Annotated in this window: 18 protein-coding genes and 2 pseudogenes; 12 read left to right on the forward strand and 8 right to left on the reverse strand. The window is 60.8% G+C overall.

Annotated elements, in window-relative coordinates; all coding sequences use genetic code 11:
* Positions 1–29: 29 nt before the first annotated feature.
* Both DNK50_RS25025 and DNK50_RS25030 read right to left on the reverse strand, forming a co-directional pair.
* Positions 30–590: a hypothetical protein gene (locus DNK50_RS25025; RefSeq protein ID WP_244653921.1), complete on the reverse strand. Its 561-nt coding sequence runs from the start codon at positions 588–590 to the stop codon at positions 30–32.
* 296 nt (positions 591–886) lie between these two features.
* Entirely contained in the window at positions 887–1,948 is a 1,062-nt protein-coding gene (locus DNK50_RS25030; protein ID WP_112196535.1) for an MBL fold metallo-hydrolase, read from the reverse strand.
* 122 nt (positions 1,949–2,070) lie between these two features.
* Here DNK50_RS25030 and DNK50_RS25035 point away from each other — a divergent pair, with 122 nt between their 5' ends.
* The 4 genes and pseudogenes from DNK50_RS25035 to DNK50_RS29655 all read left to right on the forward strand — a co-directional run.
* Complete coding sequence (locus tag DNK50_RS25035) at positions 2,071–2,697, forward strand: TetR/AcrR family transcriptional regulator (protein ID WP_112196536.1); 627 nt, start codon at positions 2,071–2,073, stop codon at positions 2,695–2,697.
* A gap of 192 nt (positions 2,698–2,889) precedes the next feature.
* Positions 2,890–3,948: a diguanylate cyclase gene (locus DNK50_RS25040; RefSeq protein WP_112196537.1), complete on the forward strand. Its 1,059-nt coding sequence runs from the start codon at positions 2,890–2,892 to the stop codon at positions 3,946–3,948.
* Between the two features lie 317 nt (positions 3,949–4,265).
* Positions 4,266–4,898, forward strand: a pseudogene (locus DNK50_RS29650) (PAS domain-containing protein); the annotation flags it as partial.
* 159 nt (positions 4,899–5,057) lie between these two features.
* A pseudogene (locus tag DNK50_RS29655) lies at positions 5,058–5,495 on the forward strand (methyl-accepting chemotaxis protein); the annotation flags it as partial.
* Between the two features lie 66 nt (positions 5,496–5,561).
* Here the strand turns inward: DNK50_RS29655 and DNK50_RS25050 are convergent.
* Positions 5,562–6,446, reverse strand: coding sequence for a LysR family transcriptional regulator (locus tag DNK50_RS25050; RefSeq protein WP_112196538.1), 885 nt, complete (start codon positions 6,444–6,446; stop codon positions 5,562–5,564).
* Positions 6,447–6,526: 80 nt separating this feature from the next.
* On the opposite strand from DNK50_RS25050, the gene DNK50_RS25055 reads away from it, so the two are divergent.
* Positions 6,527–7,228: a CTP synthase gene (locus DNK50_RS25055; protein ID WP_112196539.1), complete on the forward strand. Its 702-nt coding sequence runs from the start codon at positions 6,527–6,529 to the stop codon at positions 7,226–7,228.
* Positions 7,225–7,548 carry an antibiotic biosynthesis monooxygenase gene (locus DNK50_RS25060; protein WP_099585397.1) on the forward strand — a complete coding sequence of 108 codons (324 nt, stop codon included), beginning with the start codon at positions 7,225–7,227 and terminating at the stop codon, positions 7,546–7,548. Before DNK50_RS25055 ends, DNK50_RS25060 begins: the two co-directional genes overlap by 4 nt.
* On the opposite strand, the gene DNK50_RS25065 is transcribed toward DNK50_RS25060, so the two are convergent.
* On the reverse strand, positions 7,545–7,868 hold the full coding sequence (locus DNK50_RS25065) for a DUF2025 family protein (RefSeq protein ID WP_032891062.1): 324 nt from the start codon (positions 7,866–7,868) through the stop codon (positions 7,545–7,547). The genes DNK50_RS25060 and DNK50_RS25065 overlap by 4 nt on opposite strands.
* Before the next feature lie 232 nt (positions 7,869–8,100).
* Here DNK50_RS25065 and DNK50_RS25070 point away from each other — a divergent pair, with 232 nt between their 5' ends.
* A complete protein-coding gene (locus DNK50_RS25070) occupies positions 8,101–9,228 on the forward strand; it encodes a glycerophosphodiester phosphodiesterase (protein WP_112196540.1) in 1,128 nt (375 codons plus the stop codon).
* On the forward strand, positions 9,229–9,894 hold the full coding sequence (locus tag DNK50_RS25075) for a helix-turn-helix domain-containing protein (protein ID WP_099585399.1): 666 nt from the start codon (positions 9,229–9,231) through the stop codon (positions 9,892–9,894).
* Here DNK50_RS25075 and DNK50_RS25080 read toward each other — a convergent pair.
* Positions 9,886–10,749 carry a sterol desaturase family protein gene (locus DNK50_RS25080; protein ID WP_112196541.1) on the reverse strand — a complete coding sequence of 288 codons (864 nt, stop codon included), beginning with the start codon at positions 10,747–10,749 and terminating at the stop codon, positions 9,886–9,888. The genes DNK50_RS25075 and DNK50_RS25080 overlap by 9 nt on opposite strands.
* A gap of 152 nt (positions 10,750–10,901) precedes the next feature.
* Here DNK50_RS25080 and DNK50_RS25085 point away from each other — a divergent pair, with 152 nt between their 5' ends.
* Together DNK50_RS25085 and DNK50_RS25090 are read left to right on the forward strand one after the other, a co-directional pair.
* Positions 10,902–11,216, forward strand: coding sequence for a PepSY domain-containing protein (locus DNK50_RS25085; RefSeq protein ID WP_112196542.1), 315 nt, complete (start codon positions 10,902–10,904; stop codon positions 11,214–11,216).
* Positions 11,217–11,397: 181 nt separating this feature from the next.
* Positions 11,398–12,570, forward strand: a complete 1,173-nt coding sequence (locus DNK50_RS25090; protein ID WP_112196543.1) for a GAF domain-containing sensor histidine kinase — start codon at positions 11,398–11,400, stop codon at positions 12,568–12,570.
* On the opposite strand, the gene DNK50_RS25095 is transcribed toward DNK50_RS25090, so the two are convergent.
* Positions 12,571–14,199: a methyl-accepting chemotaxis protein gene (locus tag DNK50_RS25095; RefSeq protein WP_112196544.1), complete on the reverse strand. Its 1,629-nt coding sequence runs from the start codon at positions 14,197–14,199 to the stop codon at positions 12,571–12,573.
* A gap of 259 nt (positions 14,200–14,458) precedes the next feature.
* Between DNK50_RS25095 and DNK50_RS25100 the strand changes: the two genes are divergently transcribed.
* Both DNK50_RS25100 and DNK50_RS25105 read left to right on the forward strand, forming a co-directional pair.
* Positions 14,459–15,478, forward strand: a complete 1,020-nt coding sequence (locus DNK50_RS25100) for a transporter (RefSeq protein ID WP_099585404.1) — start codon at positions 14,459–14,461, stop codon at positions 15,476–15,478.
* A gap of 164 nt (positions 15,479–15,642) precedes the next feature.
* Complete coding sequence (locus DNK50_RS25105) at positions 15,643–17,247, forward strand: inorganic phosphate transporter (protein ID WP_112196545.1); 1,605 nt, start codon at positions 15,643–15,645, stop codon at positions 17,245–17,247.
* A 46-nt stretch (positions 17,248–17,293) separates the two neighbouring features.
* On the opposite strand, the gene DNK50_RS25110 is transcribed toward DNK50_RS25105, so the two are convergent.
* Both DNK50_RS25110 and DNK50_RS25115 read right to left on the reverse strand, forming a co-directional pair.
* Positions 17,294–18,268 (reverse strand): biotin-dependent carboxyltransferase family protein, encoded by a 975-nt coding sequence (locus tag DNK50_RS25110; RefSeq protein ID WP_112196546.1) that lies wholly within the window; start codon positions 18,266–18,268, stop codon positions 17,294–17,296.
* Positions 18,265–19,143, reverse strand: coding sequence for an allophanate hydrolase subunit 1 (locus tag DNK50_RS25115; RefSeq protein WP_112196547.1), 879 nt, complete (start codon positions 19,141–19,143; stop codon positions 18,265–18,267). Before DNK50_RS25115 ends, DNK50_RS25110 begins: the two co-directional genes overlap by 4 nt.
* Positions 19,144–19,170: the final 27 nt, after the last annotated feature.

Raw genomic sequence — 19,170 nt, forward strand, 5'->3', positions numbered from 1 at the left:
GTAGGATTGTTCATCACCGCAGGTAGCCCCTACTGTGCATCCGCCAGGCCACGCACACTGCGATAGCCCTGCACCAGGGTAGCCAGCGAATCCTTCGACCATCGCGCCCCGTAGAACCACAACGTAGTCCCCTCCCCCAATGGCTCACCCAGCCTCGGGTATCCGCTCCAGCAGGCCCCATGGAACGCGGCACTCTGACTGTCAGACACCAGCGCATCCAGCCGGTACTCATTCATAAGGTCATCGATTTCATTGCGCGTGTGCAGGTCGAATTGCAGCGAGTCATCGACCCGTTGTGCTGGCACCGGCAGCAGCAGCACCCCGGCCTGTCGTAACAGTGCCAACGCTCGCGTGAACGGTGCCCGGTGCTTGATGGGTTCATGTTCACCGCCGCGCCCATACCGGTCGGCAAAACCAACGCGTCGACCAGCCAGCGCGCTGTCGGGGGTAAAGGTGCTGTTGTTCTGCACCAGAGGCACCTCTACCATTACCGGCCCCTCAGGTTCGATGCCACTCAAGGCAATCAGCGTCAACGCGGGGTCGCGCACGGGTTTGATAGGGAGTGCCGGTACGTTATAGCCGGGTATCAAAACACCATCCTTGGGATGGACTTGAAGGTGTTGATCGCCACCAAAAGCGATGCTGCGGGGAGGGGTTTGATCGGCGGGCGGAGGGGAACAGGCCGGCGCCCGACCTGCCATATCCGTAAGCGCAGCCACCGGCTGCCCCAGCAGGCAAGTCGCCGCCATTCGCGGATTTTTACTACATTTGCTTTCCATCAGAACGCCCCCAGAACCGTCAATTTCCGGGGATCATCGCATCCTTCGCTGGCGTGTGTCGCAGCCCTGAAACAACCTGAAAACTCCTTTTTCCCACACCTCCTCCATCAGCTCAAAAGGTGCTCTTGTGAATCTTTTCGCGTCTCTACTTCCAGCCACCAGGCAGACCCACGCTCAGGCTGATTCAAGCTGAACGCCTGGCCCATGGCAGGCGTAGTAATCGACACATTGCGCTCCCAAGCCAGCGCCATGATGCGGTCAAACGGTTCATGCCAGGCATGAAACGCCAGGTCGAACGTACCGTTGTGGATCGGCAGCAGCCAGCGCCCTTTGAGGTCGATATGCGCTTGCAGGGTTTGTTCCGGTTGCATGTGCACGTGGGGCCAGTCAACGTTGTAAGCACCGGTTTCCATCAACGTCAGATCGAACGGGCCGTACTGCTCGCCGATGCGCTTGAAGCCATCGAAATAACCGGTGTCGCCGCTGAAAAAGATCCGCCGTGCGCCATCAATCATCACCCATGAACACCACAGGGTCTGGTTGGCATCAAACAAGCCACGCCCAGAAAAATGCTGCGCCGGCGTTGCCACAAAACGGATGCCCTCAACCTCGACCCCTTGCCACCAGTCCAGCTGGCGAACCTTGCTGGCGTCGACGCCCCACTTGACCAGAATGTCACCCACGCCGAGCGGCGCGAGAAAGTAACGGGTCTTGGCGGCCAATTGGACGACAGCCCTGCGGTCAAGATGGTCGTAATGGTTGTGGGAAAGAATCACCGCTTCCAGATCAGGCAGCGCTTCAAGACTGATCGGCGGCTGATGGAAGCGCTTGGGGCCGGCCCAACTGAACGGCGAGGCACGCTCGGCGAATACCGGATCGGTCACCCAGAACTTGCCGCGCATTTTCAGCAGTACGGTGGAATGCCCCAGGCGAAACACGCTGTGATCGGGTGCCGCCAGCAGTTGCTCGCGAGTCAGCGGTTGTACCGGGATCGCCCCCACCGGCCGCGTGGTGCGTGGTTTGTTAAACAACATGTTCCAAAAGATACGCAACGTTTTGCCAAGCCCGCCGTGTTGTACAGGGGCCTCGTTGCTGAAATGCGTCTTGCCCTGCTCGGCAGGCTTGAGCGCTGCAGGCGCGCGGTCGACACGGGGTGAGTGGGTGGCCATTGCAGAGTGACTCCTAGGTCCGCGCATAAATTACACTGCACAGTGTAGTTTCAAGATTGCAACAAAACCGGGAGCAAGTAAACTACCGAGTGTAATTTTCCTTCAAGAGCCGAGCGCCATCCATGACTGCCCCTCAACGCCTCACTGACCGCAAACGCCAAGCCATCGTGGCGGCGGCCATCGCTGAGTTTCGCGATAACGGTTTCGAGGTCACCAGCATGGACAAGATCGCCGCCACCGCCGGGGTTTCCAAGCGCACGGTGTACAACCATTTTCCCAGCAAGGAAGAGTTGTTCGCCGAAATTCTTCACCAGCTCTGGGCGAGCAGCGTCGCCCAACTCGATGTCTGCTACGCCAGTGACCGCCCGCTGCGTGAGCAATTACGCGGATTGCTGGAGGCAAAGATGAAGATGATGGCGGACGCCAACTTCCTTGACCTCGCCCGAGTCGCCATCGCCGCCACCATCCATTCGCCGGAACGTGCGCAAGACATGGTCACCCGCCTGAGCCAGCGCGAAGAAGGCTTCACCCAGTGGGTACGCGCCGCCCAGGAAGACGGCCGCCTCTCCTGTACCGACCCGGCGTTTGCCGCGCACCAGATCCAGAGCCTGCTCAAAGCCTTCGCGTTCTGGCCGCAGATCACCCTCGGCCAGCCGACACTGGATGTCGAGAACCAGGCCCGTGTGATCGAGTCCGCCATTGACCTGTTCCTGGCTGGCTACGAAGTCACGCCCATGCCTGCACCGTAATGCCTGTTGCCTAAGCGACACTTATGGTCGTTTTTGACGCTTTCGCCCTCTGTTTTGCGTAAATGGCCTGGAAGGCCACTGATTATTCCCACGGGAATAACTGACAATATTCATAAGCCTTTTCCGATCAACGGTTCATCCAGTGAACGGGCGCCGCCGTATAGGTATAAAAAGCAGCTCACCCAGGACTTTATGGAAAACAGACAAGGCAAGGGTCTCTCGTTTGCCAAGCGCATCTACAGGCCCAGGATCATCGGCTCTGCCCTGTGCAGCATCAGTGTGATCGCCGCCTTATATCCAATGACTGCGCCTGGGTGGATCTGGGCAGCGCTGCTGGTCAATGGTTTCGTCTGGCCGCACCTGGCGTATCAACTGGCAACCCGTGCCAAAGTCCCCTACGACGCCGAACGACGCAACTTAGTGTATGACGCTTTATTCAGTGGTTTCTGGGCTGCGACGTTGCAGTTCGCGCCCCTGACCACCGTGACGTTGCTGTCGATGGTGTCCATGAACAACGTCGCCGCCGGCGGCAAACGCCTGCTGATACGTGGCGCACTGGCCCAACTGCTGGGTGCCGGGGTCGCGGTATTGCTGTTTGGCCTGCACTTCAACCCCGGCGTCAGCCTGGCTCAGGTCTACGCGTGCCTGCCGATGCTGACGTTCTACCCCATGTCCATCGGCATGATCTGCTATCAATTGGCGATCAAACTATCCGACCACAAGCGCGCCCTCAGTGCCTTGAGCCGTATCGACAGCCTCACGGGGTTGCTCAATCACGGCTCCTGGAAAGACTTGCTGCACCTCAAGTTCCATAAGTGCCAGCAACAACACACCCACGCCACGATCGCGCTGATCGATATCGATCATTTCAAACAGATCAACGACACCCATGGGCATATTGTCGGCGATGCCGTATTGCGCCAATTGAGCCTGGAATTAAGGCGCAACCTGCGGGAAAACGACTTGGCTGGGCGTTACGGGGGCGATGAGTTCTGTGTGATTCTTCCGCAAATGACCCAGCACGAAGCCGCACGGGTCATGGAACGCATGCGCGAAACGTTCAGCAACTATCGCGCCCCGAACATCCCCGAGCTGCGCGTGAGCCTGAGCATCGGCCTGGCGGACTTCCAGCCCTCTTTCAAGGACGCGGCCATGTGGCTGAACGCGGCGGACCGGGCGCTTTATGCAGCGAAAGATACCGGGCGTAACCGGGTGAATATGAGCGACGAAAGAGTGGCTTATTCGGCCTGATACCCCCCGCAGAGATAGCACAGAGCCACCATTTGTCGCCTACCCAAAAAAGGTCCTGCCCTTGGGGCGAACTTCTTGTCAGGCTGATCACTCTGAACACCTTGTTCCAACTCCCTCTGTCGGCATCAGGAAGCCGACAATGAGCACGTCAACCGTAGGCCAGGCGCCGAACGGGGCAAGCGCCCATACATGGAAAACCCCCGATGCTGCCTGCCCGAGCCCCAACCATGCTATTCAACGCCCATAAAAAAACCATCAACACCCTGCAACACACTGTGGCCCATCAGGCCAGCATGCTGGATGCCATCGAACGGTCCATGGCGGTGATCGAATTCGACCCGCAAGGCAATGTGCTGCGGGCCAATGACAACTTCCTCAAAGCCATGGGTTATCGCGCCGAGCAGGTGATGGGGCAGCCCCATCGAATGTTCTGCACACCAGCGTTCGCCCGCAGCGCCGAGTATCAACAGCTGTGGGCGAACCTGCGCAATGGCCAATTTCAATCCGGTACATTCGAGCGCCAGGCGAGCAATGGTGAATCGGTGTGGCTGGAAGCCAGCTACAACCCGGTACGGGATGAAGCAGGCCAGGTGATCAAGGTGGTGAAGTTCGCCATGGACGTGACCCCGCGTCTGCAAGCCGAGAGCGAGGCCAACGCCAAATTGGCGGCGATCGGTCGGGCCATGGCGGTGATCGAGTTCAACCTCGACGGCACCATCATCACCGCCAACGCCAACTTCCTGCAGCGCATGGGCTATAGCCTCGCGCAAATCCAGGGCAAGCATCATCGTCTGTTCTGTACACAGGAGCTGGCCAGCAGCCCGGCCTACAGCGAGTTCTGGCAGCGCCTCAACCAAGGCGAATTGTTCAGCGGCGAATTCGAGCGCGTCGATAAAAACGGCCGGACAGTATGGCTGGAAGCCAACTACAACCCGGTGTATGACGCCAGCGGACGTTTGTGCAAAGTAGTCAAATTCGCCTCGGACGTGACCGCCAAGGTGCAGCAACATGCCGCCGATGCAGCGAGCGCTTCCCAGGCGTATCACATTTCCTTGAACACCCAGGACATCGCGGAAAAAGGCGCCGAGGTGATTCAGCAAAGTGCCAGCGGCATGCGCGAAATAGCCGCCGACATTGACGGATCATCGCAACTGATCGCCAGGCTGGGTGAGCGTTCGCAGCAGATCACCACCATCGTCAACACCATTCGTGGCATTGCCGACCAGACCAACCTGCTGGCGCTCAACGCAGCCATCGAGGCCGCGCGCGCAGGTGAGCAAGGGCGTGGGTTTGCCGTGGTGGCCGATGAAGTTCGGCAACTGGCGGCGCGCACCAGTGGTTCGACAGCAGAAATTTCCAGCATGATCGCGATGATCCAGGACGAAACCCGCCAGGCCATCGATAGCATGGACGGCACCCGCGACCGCGCAGCCCAAGGCGTGGACTTGGCCAACCGCGCCGGCACCGTGATCCTGCAAATTCGCCAAGGCACTAACGAGGCGTTACAGGCGGTGAGTGCGTTTGCCAATGACCGTGGCGGCCGCTAAGCAGGGCTTGGGTCATTCGCTCGAAAGCCGGACGTGCGAAATGCATGAGCAGCTCGTACGAAAAACCTAACGACTCGGCAGTCGCACATGCCGGCCCAACTCATCGAATAACGTCACCACCGAGCGCAATGCGCGGCAATCGGGACGCGTGAGCAACCACAGCGCGGTGTCATGCCCTGCCAGTGCAGGGCCCAGCGGTTGCAGTCCGTCATCCAGTAGAAAATCCGGCAACGCGGCCACACCCAGTCCCGCCCGTACCAGTTCGGTCACCGACAACATGCTGTTGCAGCGATAACCGGGCCGCACGCCCGGCAAGTGTTCGCGGCGCCAGGCGACGGTGGGGTGGTCGGGCAGGAAGTCATCCGGTGCGATCCAGGCCAGGTCCGCCAGCTCACGGCCTGTATGGCGGCGGGCATAGTCGGCGCTCGCACAGACTTGGTACGACACGCTGCCAAGGCAACGTCCTACTAGATGCTCCGGCGGTGTCTTGGTCAGGCGTAGGGCGATATCCGCGTCGCGGCGGCTGAGGTTGGCAAAATCATTGGAGGTGCTCAGTTCCAGGATCAGCGCCGGGTAGTCCGGCATGAACTGCGCCAACGCCGGCAGCAGCAAGCCTTGCAGCACTGAGTCGGTACAGGTCAGGCGCACCGTGCCGCTGATCACTTCGCCGCCCTGCTCCACTCCGATACGCGCCGCTTCCAGAGCCAGCTCTGCGCGCTCTGCCTGCTGTGCCAGGTTGCTGGCCAGGCTGGTGGGCAGGTAACCGGCGCGGCTCTTTTCAAACAATGTCTGGCCCAGTGCCGCCTCCAGGCGCCGTATCGCACGGAACACGGTGGACACATCCACCCGCAGCAGCGCCGCCGCCCGCGCCAGAGAGCCGCCGCGCACCAGGGCGAGGATCAGCGAGAGATCGGGGTAATCCATTGAATAGTGCGTCGGTGCATTAAGCATATGGGCAAACGCCAATATTGATTGCGTGGACGCCAATCTATAGTGCGCCTCAGCCCCCAACAAGCCATGGAACGCACACGATGAAAGCCAACGCCCTACGCCTCGCCTTGATTGGCGATTACAACCCGGACGTCACCGCGCACCAGGCGATCCCCGTGGCTCTGCAACGGGCGGCAGACATTCTCGGCCTCACGGTTCATATGCAATGGCTCGACACCGACACCCTGCCCGCCCCCCTGCACGACTTCGACGGTTTCTGGTGCGTACCGGCCACCCCTTACCGGGATACCGACGGCGCACTGCGGGCCATCCGCTTTGCCCGCGAGCAGCGCCGCCCTTTCCTTGGCACCTGCGGTGGTTTTCAACATGCGCTGCTGGAATATGCCCGCAACGTGCTGGGCTGGGTCGACGCCGAACACGGCGAAATGGTCCCCAACGCAAAACGCGCCGTGATCACACCCTTGACCTGCGCATTGGTGGAAGCCACCGACACCGTACGTTTAGTGCCTTACACGCGCATCGCCGACGCCTACGGCACCCATGATCTTGAAGAAGGATATCGCTGCCGCTATGGGATGAACCCCGAATTTGCCAGCGCGTTGCTGGAGGGCGATCTGATCGCCAGCGGCCACGACAGCGCAGGCGACCTGCGTGCGGTGGAATTGCTCGACCATCCGTTCTTCGTCGCCACCCTGTTCCAGCCAGAACGCGCAGCGCTCGAGGGCATCACACCACCCTTGGCACTCGCGCTGCTCAAGGCCTGCCAGGAGCAATCGGCATGATCGCCAAGACTCCCGCGGTGCCTTACTACGCGGTCATTTTCAGCTCACTGCGCACCGACGGCGATCACGGCTACGGCGAGGCCGCCACACGCATGCTGGAACTGGCGCGGCAACAACCTGGTTTTCTCGGCGTGGAGTCGGCGCGGGAAGATGGCCTGGGGATTACGGTGTCGTACTGGAGCAGCGAAGCGGCGATCCTGGCGTGGAAGCAGCAGGCCGAGCACCGCGACGTGCGCGAGCAGGGCCGCGCCACCTGGTACTCGGCGTTTCAGACACGGGTGTGCAAGGTGGAGCGGGCCTACGGTTTTGAAGCGAACTAGCTCACCAGACTGCGCAACGCACTGATCTGTGGAATCTCCACCCGGCGCATATATACCCGCAGCGGCTCAGTGATATTGATGCGGTCGTCGATGTTCTGGTCCAACAGCAACTGGATGCGTTCACGGGACAGGGTCATGGTCTGCTCGGGGGCAGGCAGCCAGACAAATTCGGCGGTAGGAATGATGCCGTCATCGGCCACGTCCATGCCGAAAGAGTCTTCGCTGAAACGTACGATGTACTGGCCGGTCTTGCGGTTGAGGCCCACAAACCCGTGGAGTTGGTCGGCGGCCTGGCAGATAAGCTCGGAAGTGATGCGCATGGTAAACCTCACTGAAAAGTCCCACAGGGACTGGAAAGATGGTTTACACGCGTGGCGGAAAGTACTGCCCTCTAGCGGGGCGGCTGCGTTCAAGAGTACTGCAATGCCTGGCAAAACAACCGAGAAAATTGACGGGTACGCACGTTAATGTCGGTTTGGTGATAGCGCCTTTCGCAATCAATTGTTAAAAAGGAGGCCTTCTCAAAGCTACCTCCACGAAAGGACTTCGCATATGCCTGTCACGTTTACCAAGAGCGCCCTGCTGCTGGCCCTGATGCTCGGCCTTGGCCAGGCGCAGGCTGCCGACCCGATCAGCCCGGCTGAATTGGCAACTAACGAAGGCATTCCCTACCCTGCCGTGATCGCACACCGAGGCGCCTCCTACGACGCGCCGGAGTCCACCGCCGCTGCCTACAAGGTCGCACGCGACCTGGGTGCCGACTACCTGGAACTGGACCTGCAGCGCAGCAAGGACGGCGTGCTGTTCGCCCTGCACGACAACAACCTGCAGCGCACCACCGACGTGGCCACCAAGTTCCCTGAGCGCAAAGACGCGCCGGCCAACGAATTCACTTGGAAAGAACTGCAAAGCCTCGACGCCGGCAGTTGGTTCAACGCTGCTTACCCGGACCGTGCGCGCCCAGGGTTCGTCGGCCTGAAGATCCTGAGCCTGGACGACATCATCAAGATCGCCGAAGGCAACCCGCAGCACAAACCCGGCCTGTACATCGAAACCAAGGAGCCCAAGCAGTTCCCGGGCATCGAAGCCGACCTGAAAAACAAGTTGCTGGATAAAGGCTGGTTGAGTTCCGCCGGCTCCAAACTGGGCAAGAGCAACACCGGCGTCGGCCAGGGCAAGGGCCGCGTCGTGCTGCAAACCTTCGAGACCGCCAGCCTCAAAGAGCTGCAGAAAGAAATGCCGAACACCCCGAAGATCCTGCTGTTGTGGGTGGGTGAAGGCAGCATCGAGCCGAAATCCAAGCAGACCTTCGCCGAATCCGGCGAGCCGACCAAGGCCGCCTACTACGCCAAGCAAGAGCCGAAAGACGCCGCCGAGTTCGAAAAGTGGGTCGACGAAGCCAAGAGCCTCGGCGCCATCGGCACTGGCCCTTCGGCCGAGCTGACCGACCACGGCGACCAGAGCTATTCGGACCTGGTGAAGCCCGAAATGAACAAGCTGACCCACGACAAAGGCCTGCTGGTGCATGTGTACACCGTGGATGAGCCGGTGGATTTCGAGAAAGTGATGAACGCCGGCGTCGACGGCATCTTCACTAACCGCGCCGCCGAACTGCTGAAGTTCTACAAGCGCTGGCCTTCGTCCAGCGTGCAGGATTTGCTCAACGACCATAAGTACTGAGTGAAGCCCGAATGGTCAGGCCGCCTGTGGTTGGGGCCTGACTACGGCCTGATCATCGGCGAGCTGGGGCGCACCGCGCCCCATGCGCACTACGCCCATCAGTTGATGCAGTGCCTGGGCGAGCCCATCACGGTCAGCCTGGAGGGGCAAGTCATCACGGCCCATCGCCTGCTGATTCCTTCGCGACAAACCCACGCCATTCTCGATACACACGGTGAAGTGAGCGTGTTGTATGCCGAACCTGCAGTCTTTGAGATCGCCGCCTTGCAGCACCTGTCGAGCGCTGGCGATTTGTCCCTGACAGCCGTGCAGCAGCTCCCCAGGCGCCAGCTTGTCGACCCTCGCCTGGAACGCGCCCTCAGTGCGCTTGATCAGCGCCTCACCGGCAAAGTGTCGGCCCAGGCACTCGCCGAGGTGGCGCACCTGTCATTGAGCCAGCTGGAGCGGCTGTTCACCGATCAACTCGGGCTGCCCGTACGCCGCCTGGTGCTGTGGCGGCGATTACGTGTCGCGCTGCAATGGGCCCTCGCCGGCAGCACACTGACCGAGGCCGCCCACGCTGCGGGCTTTGCCGATTCGGCGCACTTTTCGCGGACCATGAAGCAGTTGTTCGGCGTGACGGCCGCTGCGTCGTTACGTCAGCTGGAGGTGCAACTGCTAGCGTAGATCGTCGGGCAGCGGCGGTTCCTTGCCCACGCGTACCGGCACAAATGGATCACGCAGTTGCGCCCCATACGCCACGGGAAAATCCGGCCGGCTGCCGATGCCCAAATCCCCAGGCCCCATGCGATAACCCTCGCGATAAAACGCGGTGCCCAGCAGCCAATCCCACAGGTTGAAAAACAGCCCGAAATTCACGTCGCCGGCACGGCCGTATTTCATATGATGAAACCGATGCACCGGCGCCCAGGCGAACACCCAGCGCAACCGTCCCAGGCGCATATCGACATTGGAGTGCTGCAACAGCAATTGAATGCCGATGGCCAGGGCCAGCAACTGCGCCACCTCCAGCGGGATCCCCAGCAGGATCAACGGCAGCAGGCCTGCCGTGGCTTCCAGCATCTGGTGCAACGGATGCTTCATCAACCCGTTGAACCCATAGAGCCGCTGCACGCTGTGGTGCACGGCATGCAAGCGCCACAGCGGCGCTATGCGGTGGCTGGCGTAATGCATCAAGGTGATGCCTGCATCGGCGAGGACGATGGCCAGCAGCAATTGCTCCCACAATGGCCAGCCACGCGGCCAAATCCCGTCGAACGCCAGCAACGCCGTAAGCCCCGGCAGGACCAGCAAGCCGAGGACGTTCAGGCCTTCATTGACACAGGCATGCACGCTGTCACGCCAGCGATCACCCAGGCTGCGATTCCACTGCGGCTCGTAGGGCAACCACTGCTCCATGGCAAATGACACTACCACCGCCGTCGCAAACACCAGCACCAGCCAGTCTGGCTGCGCGAGTGCCCAGCCGATAAACCCTGTCCAGAACACAGGCGCATAGATCCCGCTCACTAACTGCTTCATCCGAGTCTCCCATCATGTGAGCCCTCAGCATGAAATTTTCCGCGTTGCTCGAATTGAACGAACTGCGCAACTGCTTGAACTAATTAAGGGTGAATTAAGTTGCGACGATTAATCTGAACCCACTTAAACAGCTCACCCAAGAAGGACACACCATGAAAACCTTGACCACTTTGTTCGCCGCCACTGCCCTGACCCTGACTGCCGGCCTGGCCCAGGCAGATGTTCGTCCGGATCAGATTGAAGGCCTGGTCAAATCCGGCGCAGTGATGTCTTTCGACAAGCTCAACGCCGCTGCCGTAGCCACTCACCCTGGCGCAACGATTACCGACACTGAGCTGGACAACAAACACGGTGCAGCCAACGAATATGTCTACGAAGTGGACCTGACTGATACCGCTGGCAAGCGGTTTGAAGTCAAGCTCGACGCCAAGACCGGCGCTGTACTGGAAAACAAACAAGACACCTGAGTTGAATCCCCAAAACCGCGCCACCTTCGGGTGGCGCGGTTTTTTTGTGGGCGCTCGTCGGCAATGTCCAAGAAAAGCGTGGCCGCGATGAATCAAATTTCCCCTACTCAATTCCAGGTCGTTAGACTTCCCAGCATCAGCCAGGGCATTACGCCATTGCGCAGCACACCGAGATCACGCCATGGAGCAAAAAGCCGCCGACATTGCCACCATCGGCCGAATCAGTGCTGTACCCGCAATGCTCCAAGTGATCAGCGACATGACTGGCCTGCGCTTTGCCGCTGTTGCGCGGGTGACCGATGACACCTGGACCGCCTGCGCCGTGCTCGACCAGTTGGACTTCGGCCTCGGCGTCGGCGGCGAGCTGGACCTCACCACGACCATCTGCCACGAGATTCGCGGTTCCCACATTCCCGTAGTGATCGACAAGGCCAGCGAAGACCCGATCTACCACGACCACCACACCCCGCGTCTCTACCAGTTTGAAAGCTATATCTCGGTGCCGGTGTTCCGCACCGACGGGCGTTTTTTCGGCACCATTTGTGCACTCGATCCCAAGCCGGCGCCATTGCGCAGCAGCACGATCCAATCGACCATGGAATCCTTCGCCCGTGTGTTGTCGTTGCAGATCGAAGCCGAGGAAAACCAGCAGCAAACGGAAGCCGACTTGCAGGAAGAACGCGGCACCGCCGAACTGCGCGAGCAGTTCATCGCCGTGCTCGGGCACGACCTGCGCAACCCGCTGTTCGCGATCAATTTCAGCGCCGAGCGGCTGCTGCGCAAACACCCGCACCCCGCCACGGACACGCTCATACGTCACATACTCGCCAGCGGGCGCCGCGCTGCACAATTGGTCGAGGACGTGCTGGATTTTGCGCGGGGCCGAATGGGCAACGGCATCCCGCTGAGCATCACCGACTGCCAGGATCTGCAGGCGGCGTTGCTACATGTGGTTTCAGAAGTGCAAAGCGCGCACACGCAACGCGAGGTTCGGGCCGATATCGGCGATCTTCAGGGCGTCAAAGGCGACCGGGATCGGTTGGCGCAATTGCTCTCTAACCTGGTTGCCAATGCGCTCCATCACGGCAGCCCTGATGGCCCTGTGGAAGTCAGCGCAAAGGTTGAGCACGATCGGTTCGAGCTGACGGTGAAGAACGCTGGGCAGATCAACGACCAGGCCCTGCCCCGGCTGTTTCAACCTTACTCACGCCCCACCTCAAACGCGCCCCAAGCCGGGCTCGGCCTGGGGTTGTATATCGTCAAGCAGATTGCCGATGCCCATGGCGGTCACCTGAGCGTGACCACCCACGCCCTGCAAGGCACCGTTTTTATCTTCAGCCTGCCGACCGCCTGATCAGCCACCCAAGCGCTCCGTCACTTCATTCAACTCTGCGGACAAGCCACGCAAGTTCTGACTCGCCGCCTCAGTACGTCGCACGTTGTCGAGGTTAGCCGTGGCTACCGTGGTGATCTGCGTGATATTGCGCGAGATATCCTCGGCCACCGAGGTCTGCTCCTCTGCCGCCGTCGCGATCTGACGGTTCATATCGCGAATCGCTTCCACCGCCTGGGTGATGTGCGCAAGCATCGCACCGGCCTGGGTGACTTTCTCCACGCTCTCGTCGCTGCACGACTGGCCGCTGACAATCGCCTCGGCCGCATCCACCGCGCCGGTTTGCACCGCCTGGATGATCTGGTTGATCTCGATGATCGACGCCGCCGTGCGTTGCGCCAGGCTGCGTACCTCATCGGCCACCACCGCAAAACCCCGGCCCGCCTCGCCGGCGCGTGCCGCCTCGATCGCCGCGTTCAACGCCAGCAAGTTGGTCTGTTCGGCGATGCCGCGAATCACTTCCAGCACCTTGCCGATGCGTACGCTATCGGTTTCCAGGCGGCGGATGATGGTGCCGGTATTGAGGATTTCATTGCGCATCTGGCCGATGGTGGCAATGGTCACTTGCATCACTTCGCCGCCTTCGCGGGCCGAATGATCCGCCTCGTCGGCGGCACGTGAGGCGCTGGCGGCGTGGTGCGCCACTTCCTGGGCGGTGGCCGACATTTCGGTCATGGCCGTGGCCACTTGATCGGTGCGGTTGAATTGTTCCTGGGTGCCGGTTGCCATCTGTCCGGCGATTGCATTCAACTCGCCGCTGGCGCTGACCAGGTCGGTGGCGCTGCGCTGCACGCGGCTGAAGGTTTCGGCGAGGAAGTCGCGCAACGTATTCGCGGCGGCGGCCAGATGGCCCAGTTCGTCCTGGCGGCGGCTGGCCACGCGCTCAGCAAAGCGGCCGTGGCTGAGTTGGGTCACGTAGTCGATCAAGCCACGGATCGGCAGGATCAGGTTGCGGTTGATCAACCACAGGCTGAACAGGCCGATCAACGCGCCGGACAGCAACATGATCGCCAGGCCCACCATTACGGTGCGCTCGGCATAGGCAGTGATGGTCTGAGATTGCTGGCTGCCTTGGGCCCGCAGGTCGCTGACCAGGGCACTCATTTGCTCACTGGCGGCGCGGTCCACGCCTTTGACTGCCATGTCGCCGACCGTTGCATCCCCGCCCGCCGCCACATAGGCATCGCGGCCTTTCTGATAGGCCACGCCCAGTTGCTGATGCTCCTGGCGCAGGGTTTCGATGCGTCGGCTCAACGGCGCGTCACTGCTGGTCTGGGCCACCAAGCGTGCGAGGATACCTTGCACATCACGCTGGCGGTCCTGGAACTGGCCCCAGTACTTCTCCATATCCTGAGGCTGTTTGCCGCGCAGCAGCACGTTTTTCCATTCCTGCACCTGCACCTTGAACTGCAGGTTGGCTTCGTCGATCAGTTGCGAAGTGAGCAACGGCCCGTCAATCAAACTGCGGTAACTCTGCACCCCGTTGGAGAGGAAGTTGAAACAGGCCAGGGCGATCAACAATATCGCCAGCAAGCTGCCGCCGAGCAGCGACAAAATTTGTGCTCTCAAGGAGGTTCGCAAAACATTCATCGGGAAAGCCTCGATACAAGTAAGTAGCGCATGCACGCCTTGACCGCCGTGTCGACAAAGGCACCGCTCATCCCTGACGGTTGTTAATGCGCTGAATCGGCCGGAATAGAGGCTTCTTGAAGGGTTTTCGATGGCCGGTCAATAAAATGTCACCAAAGCGAAATAAACAGAAAGCTGTCATAAAAATGTCAAACAACCCTGTAATGATTCGCCACGCGACCTGTGAAATGTCCTACAGGCCTTTTCTCTGCGAGCCTCCATGAACCACAGCCTCGACCACAGCCATCAGGACTCCGATCTGTTTGGCTTGCTTTACGGTTTTCGTTTTCGCCCAGGCGTCAAGGGCGAGCAGATTGATTCCGCCGCCGCCCTGGCGGCATTGAAGCAACCGCAAGACCCGGACGAGTTTTTGTGGCTGCACCTGAACCTGGCCCACGCCGCCTGTGAACGCTGGATGCAGGCGCACTTGGAACTGCCGGAAGAGTTTTTCGAGGCCTTGCACGAGGGCTCGCGCTCCACGCGCATCGAACACGTCGACTCGGCCTTGCTGGCGGTGGTCAACGATGTGGTGTTCAACTTCAGCAGCATGGTCTCGTCGGATATTTCCACGCTGTGGGTGTGCGCCCGCAGCCGTCTGTTGATCAGCGCACGTTTGCAACCGCTGCACTCGGTGGACAAGCTGCGTTCGTCGGTGAAGGCCGGCGAACACTTTCGCTCGCCGCTGGAATTGTTGGTGCATTTACTGCGCGATCAGGGCGAAGTGCTGACGCAGATCGTGCGCAAGACCAGCATCAGCGTCGACCATATCGAAGACCAGTTGCTCTCCTCGCGCCTGTCCACCAACCGCGCCGAACTCGGTGCCGCGCGCCGGGTGTTGGTGCGCCTGCAACGCCTGCTGGCGCTGGAGCCGGGCTCATTGCTGCGCCTGCTCAACCGCCCGCCACAATGGCTGCAAAAAGAAGACGTGAAGGAGTTGCGCAAATCCACCGAGGAGTTTGCGCTGATCATCAACGACCTGATGGCCCTGGGCGAACGGATCAAACTGTTGCAGGAAGAGATCGCCGCCAACCTCAACGAGCAAAGCAGCCGCACGCTGTTCACCCTGACGGTGGTGACGGTGCTGGCGCTGCCGATCAACATCATCGCCGGTTTTTTTGGCATGAACGTGGGCGGTGTGCCACTTTCCCAGGACCCGGAGGGGTTCTGGATACTGGTGGCATTGGTGGCGACGTTTACCTTGATTGCCGGGCGCTGGGCGTTCCGAAAATTTTCAAATTGAAATGCCAGTGATTGTGGGAGGGGATTTGCCCCTCCCGCATTCTGACCTGCAGTGTCAGTAGACCAGTGGCAAATCCAATGACCTAAACACTGACCTGCGGCAGCACCTCTGTAACATTCTGCAATGACTATGAACGGCATCCTTCATTACCTGGATGCTCCTGCATGGCTACTTCTTCCCTGACCGCCTCACACACCGAACCCAAACCCAGGCTGGACAAGAAGCCCGGCCTGGTCACCGTGATCATTTTCTTCGCCGTGCTCGCCATGGGCCTGTTGTTCACCGCCTACAGCCTGATGCAGGACATGCACGAACTGGGCACGGTGGTCACCACCTGGACGCCGTTCCTGCTGCTGGGCGTGGCGTTGTTGATCGCCCTGGGGTTCGAGTTCGTCAATGGTTTCCACGACACCGCCAACGCGGTGGCGACAGTGATCTACACCCACTCGCTGCCGCCGCATTTCGCGGTGGTCTGGTCGGGCTTCTTCAATTTCCTCGGCGTGCTGCTTTCCAGCGGCGCGGTAGCGTTTGGCATCATTGCGTTGCTGCCGGTAGAGCTGATTTTGCAAGTGGGTTCATCGGCGGGTTTCGCCATGATCTTCGCGCTGTTGATCGCTGCAATCCTGTGGAACCTCGGCACCTGGTGGCTGGGCTTGCCGGCCTCGTCCTCCCATACGCTGATCGGTTCGATCATCGGCGTCGGCGTGGCGAATGCCTTGATGCACGGGCGTGACGGCACCAGCGGGGTGGATTGGGCCCAGGCGACCAAGATTGGCTACGCATTGCTGCTGTCGCCGCTGATAGGCTTCGCGTTTGCGGCCTTGTTGCTGCTGGCCCTGCGCGCCTTTGTGAAAAACCGCTCGTTGTACAAAGCGCCCAAAGGGGACACCCCGCCGCCGTGGTGGATTCGCGGCATGCTGATCGCCACCTGCACCGGCGTGTCGTTCGCCCATGGTTCCAACGATGGCCAGAAAGGCATGGGCCTGATCATGCTGATCCTGGTCGGCACATTGCCAATGGCCTACGCGCTGAACCGCACCATGCCCGCAGAGCAATCGTTGCAATTCGCGGCGGTGGCCGAAGTGACCCAGGCCGCCCTGCTGAAAACCGCGCCGCAGACGTTGCCGGGCGACCCGCGTCCGATCCTGTCAACCTACGTGCGCACCAAGGACGCCACGCCGGAACTGGTACCGGCCCTCGCCTCGCTCACCGGGCATATCGGTGAAGAAGTCAAAGGCTACGGCTCACTGGCCAAAGTCCCCGCCGAAGCCGTCGGCAACGTGCGTAATGACATGTACCTGACCAGCGAAACCATTCGCCTGATGGACAAAGGCAAGGTCGGCAACTTCGACGCCGACACCCAAGACAAGCTGCAACTGTTCAAGCAACAGATAGACAACGCCACGCGTTTTATTCCGCTGTGGGTGAAGATCGCCGTGGCCATCGCGCTTGGCCTGGGCACTATGGTGGGCTGGAAGCGCATCGTGGTGACGGTGGGTGAGAAGATCGGCAAGACCCACATGACCTATGCCCAGGGTGCCGCGGCGGAAACGGTGGCCATGCTGACCATCGGCGCGGCGGATATGTATGGCTTGCCGGTATCGACAACCCATGTGCTGTCCTCGGGTGTCGCGGGGACCATGGTGGCCAATGGCAGTGGATTGCAGATGCGGACTATCCGCAATTTGGCGATGGCGTGGGTGTTGACGTTACCGGCGGCGATTGTGCTTTCAGGCAGCCTCTACTGGCTGTTTACCAAACTCTTCTGACCCGACAAAAATCCAGATGTGGGAGGGGCAAGCCCCTCCCACATTTTCAGCCTGCGAACAAACCAGCCATCGCCTTCAGCCGCTTCTTGTAGATACGCCGCGCCTCCAGGGCCTCCTCCAACGTCACCGCCACAAATCCCGCCCGCTGGTTCGGTTGCATCTGCCCGATCAAATCCAGATCCGCACTGATCACCGTGCCGATCATCGCGTAGCCACCTCCCGACACGGCGTCCCGATGCAGCACAATCGGCTCCAACCCCGCCGGCACCTGGATCGAGCCGATGGGGTAGCAACTGTCGACGATATTCGAGGGATCCGAGCCCGCGCCAAACGGCTGTTCCCTTGGTTCAAAACTCAACGCGCTGCCACCCTTGAAGCGATAGCCGATGCGGTCCGCCTCGGAGCCCACGGTCCAGGGCTCGGCAAAAAAGCTGCTTTTGGCGGCTGCGCTCAGACGCTCGTAATACAGGCCAGGCACGACGCGCAGGGTGATATCGCCGCCCACCGAGCGGCGCAAGGCCATGGGCAGACTGTTGCCTGCCCTTCCCTGCCCACACGCCTTGCCGATAGGCAGCTCATCGCCCTCCTGCAAGCGCCGACCGTGAAACCCACCGAGCGCGCCGAGGGTGTAAGTGGAGCGACTGCCAAGCACCACTGGTACATCAATGCCGCCGGCCACCGCCAGGTATGTCCGCGCGCCGGCCTTGGGGAATTCGAAACGCAGCACTTGCCCGGCACGCACCTGGAACGCGGTGTCCTGATGCACCACTTCACCGTCCAGGCGCGGCGACATGAGGGCGCCGCTGAGCGCTACCAACGCGTCCTGCTGGAACGCCAATTCAGGCCCGATCAACGTGCACTCCAGGCCCGCCGCACCAACCGGATTGCCCACCAGATGGTTGGCCGCGCTGAGCGCGTACTGGTCCAGTGCGCCCGACGGCGGGATGCCCAAGTGGTAATAGCCTTCACGGCCAAGGTCCTGCACGGAGGTGGCGAGGCCGGGTTTGAGGACCTTGATCATGCCAGCGCCTCCTGCAGGGTTTTCGGATAGCCAACCGGGTCGGCGAGAAAGGCGTCGAGGGAAAATTCCACCGGGCGGATGCGCAGGTCGAAACGTCCTGCGTCCACCTCGGCGACGGCCTGGTCGTAGGCATCACGTTCTATAGGCTTGAACTGCACGATGTCGCCGGGGCGAAAGAACACCATGTGTTCCTTGAGGTAGGCCAACTGCTGCGCCGGGTCGTAGATCGGCGCCGGGGTCACACCGAACATCTGGTAACCGCCCGCGCCGCGCACCGAGTAGATACAGCCAAAGCAGCCGCCGTGGCCGAGGGTGAGTTTCGGCGTGTCGGTGCGCGGGCGCAGGTATTTGGGCACCTGCAACTGCCGTTCACGTTCGACCATCTGGAACATGAATGGCAGGCCCGCGACAAACCCGACCATCGACACAAACCACGGCGCGCCGCTGTGGGCAGCGATAAACGCGTCCACATCCGCCAGGCCATTGATGCGCGCGGCGTACTCCAGATCGGTGCCGCTGGGGTCTTGATGGCGGTCGCGAAAACGCATCAGGGTTTCGTGGGTCCAGGGGTCGTTGTACAACACCGGGATCTCGACGATGCGCGTGTGCAAGGTGCGTTCGGCCACGGCCTGGGCTTCGGCGCTTTGCACGGCATCCAGCAAGGCGTGGGGCGCAATGCGGTCGGGGTCGAAGCGAATCTGGAACGAGGCGTTGGCCAGGCACACATCCAGCACGCCTTCCAGCGCCAGGCGCTCCACCGCACGAGTCACGGCCATGCCCTTGAAAAAGGCCTCCAACGACATGCTGTCGCTGACCTCGGCAAACAGGTGCTCATCACCGCCGAAGCTGTAGCGGATGGGGGACGTTTCAGCCATGTCTGTTCCTCTTGGAATCATTGTAGA

Source organism: Pseudomonas sp. LG1E9 (genome assembly GCF_003290225.1).
GTDB classification, from domain to species: Bacteria; Pseudomonadota; Gammaproteobacteria; order Pseudomonadales; family Pseudomonadaceae; genus Aquipseudomonas; species Aquipseudomonas cyclaminis.

What these genes read in the sequence shown, in the direction of transcription:
- DNK50_RS25030 (WP_112196535.1), bottom strand. Translation starts at nt 1,948, where the DNA reads ATGGCCACCCACTCACCCCGTGTCGACCGCGCGCCTGCAGCGCTCAAG.
- DNK50_RS25035 (WP_112196536.1), top strand. Translation starts at nt 2,071, where the DNA reads ATGACTGCCCCTCAACGCCTCACTGACCGCAAACGCCAAGCCATCGTG.
- DNK50_RS25040 (WP_112196537.1), top strand. Translation starts at nt 2,890, where the DNA reads ATGGAAAACAGACAAGGCAAGGGTCTCTCGTTTGCCAAGCGCATCTAC.
- DNK50_RS25050 (WP_112196538.1), bottom strand. Translation starts at nt 6,446, where the DNA reads ATGCTTAATGCACCGACGCACTATTCAATGGATTACCCCGATCTCTCG.
- DNK50_RS25055 (WP_112196539.1), top strand. Translation starts at nt 6,527, where the DNA reads ATGAAAGCCAACGCCCTACGCCTCGCCTTGATTGGCGATTACAACCCG.
- DNK50_RS25060 (WP_099585397.1), top strand. Translation starts at nt 7,225, where the DNA reads ATGATCGCCAAGACTCCCGCGGTGCCTTACTACGCGGTCATTTTCAGC.
- DNK50_RS25065 (WP_032891062.1), bottom strand. Translation starts at nt 7,868, where the DNA reads ATGCGCATCACTTCCGAGCTTATCTGCCAGGCCGCCGACCAACTCCAC.
- DNK50_RS25070 (WP_112196540.1), top strand. Translation starts at nt 8,101, where the DNA reads ATGCCTGTCACGTTTACCAAGAGCGCCCTGCTGCTGGCCCTGATGCTC.
- DNK50_RS25080 (WP_112196541.1), bottom strand. Translation starts at nt 10,749, where the DNA reads ATGAAGCAGTTAGTGAGCGGGATCTATGCGCCTGTGTTCTGGACAGGG.
- DNK50_RS25085 (WP_112196542.1), top strand. Translation starts at nt 10,902, where the DNA reads ATGAAAACCTTGACCACTTTGTTCGCCGCCACTGCCCTGACCCTGACT.
- DNK50_RS25090 (WP_112196543.1), top strand. Translation starts at nt 11,398, where the DNA reads ATGGAGCAAAAAGCCGCCGACATTGCCACCATCGGCCGAATCAGTGCT.
- DNK50_RS25095 (WP_112196544.1), bottom strand. Translation starts at nt 14,199, where the DNA reads ATGAATGTTTTGCGAACCTCCTTGAGAGCACAAATTTTGTCGCTGCTC.
- DNK50_RS25100 (WP_099585404.1), top strand. Translation starts at nt 14,459, where the DNA reads ATGAACCACAGCCTCGACCACAGCCATCAGGACTCCGATCTGTTTGGC.
- DNK50_RS25105 (WP_112196545.1), top strand. Translation starts at nt 15,643, where the DNA reads ATGGCTACTTCTTCCCTGACCGCCTCACACACCGAACCCAAACCCAGG.
- DNK50_RS25110 (WP_112196546.1), bottom strand. Translation starts at nt 18,268, where the DNA reads ATGATCAAGGTCCTCAAACCCGGCCTCGCCACCTCCGTGCAGGACCTT.
- DNK50_RS25115 (WP_112196547.1), bottom strand. Translation starts at nt 19,143, where the DNA reads ATGGCTGAAACGTCCCCCATCCGCTACAGCTTCGGCGGTGATGAGCAC.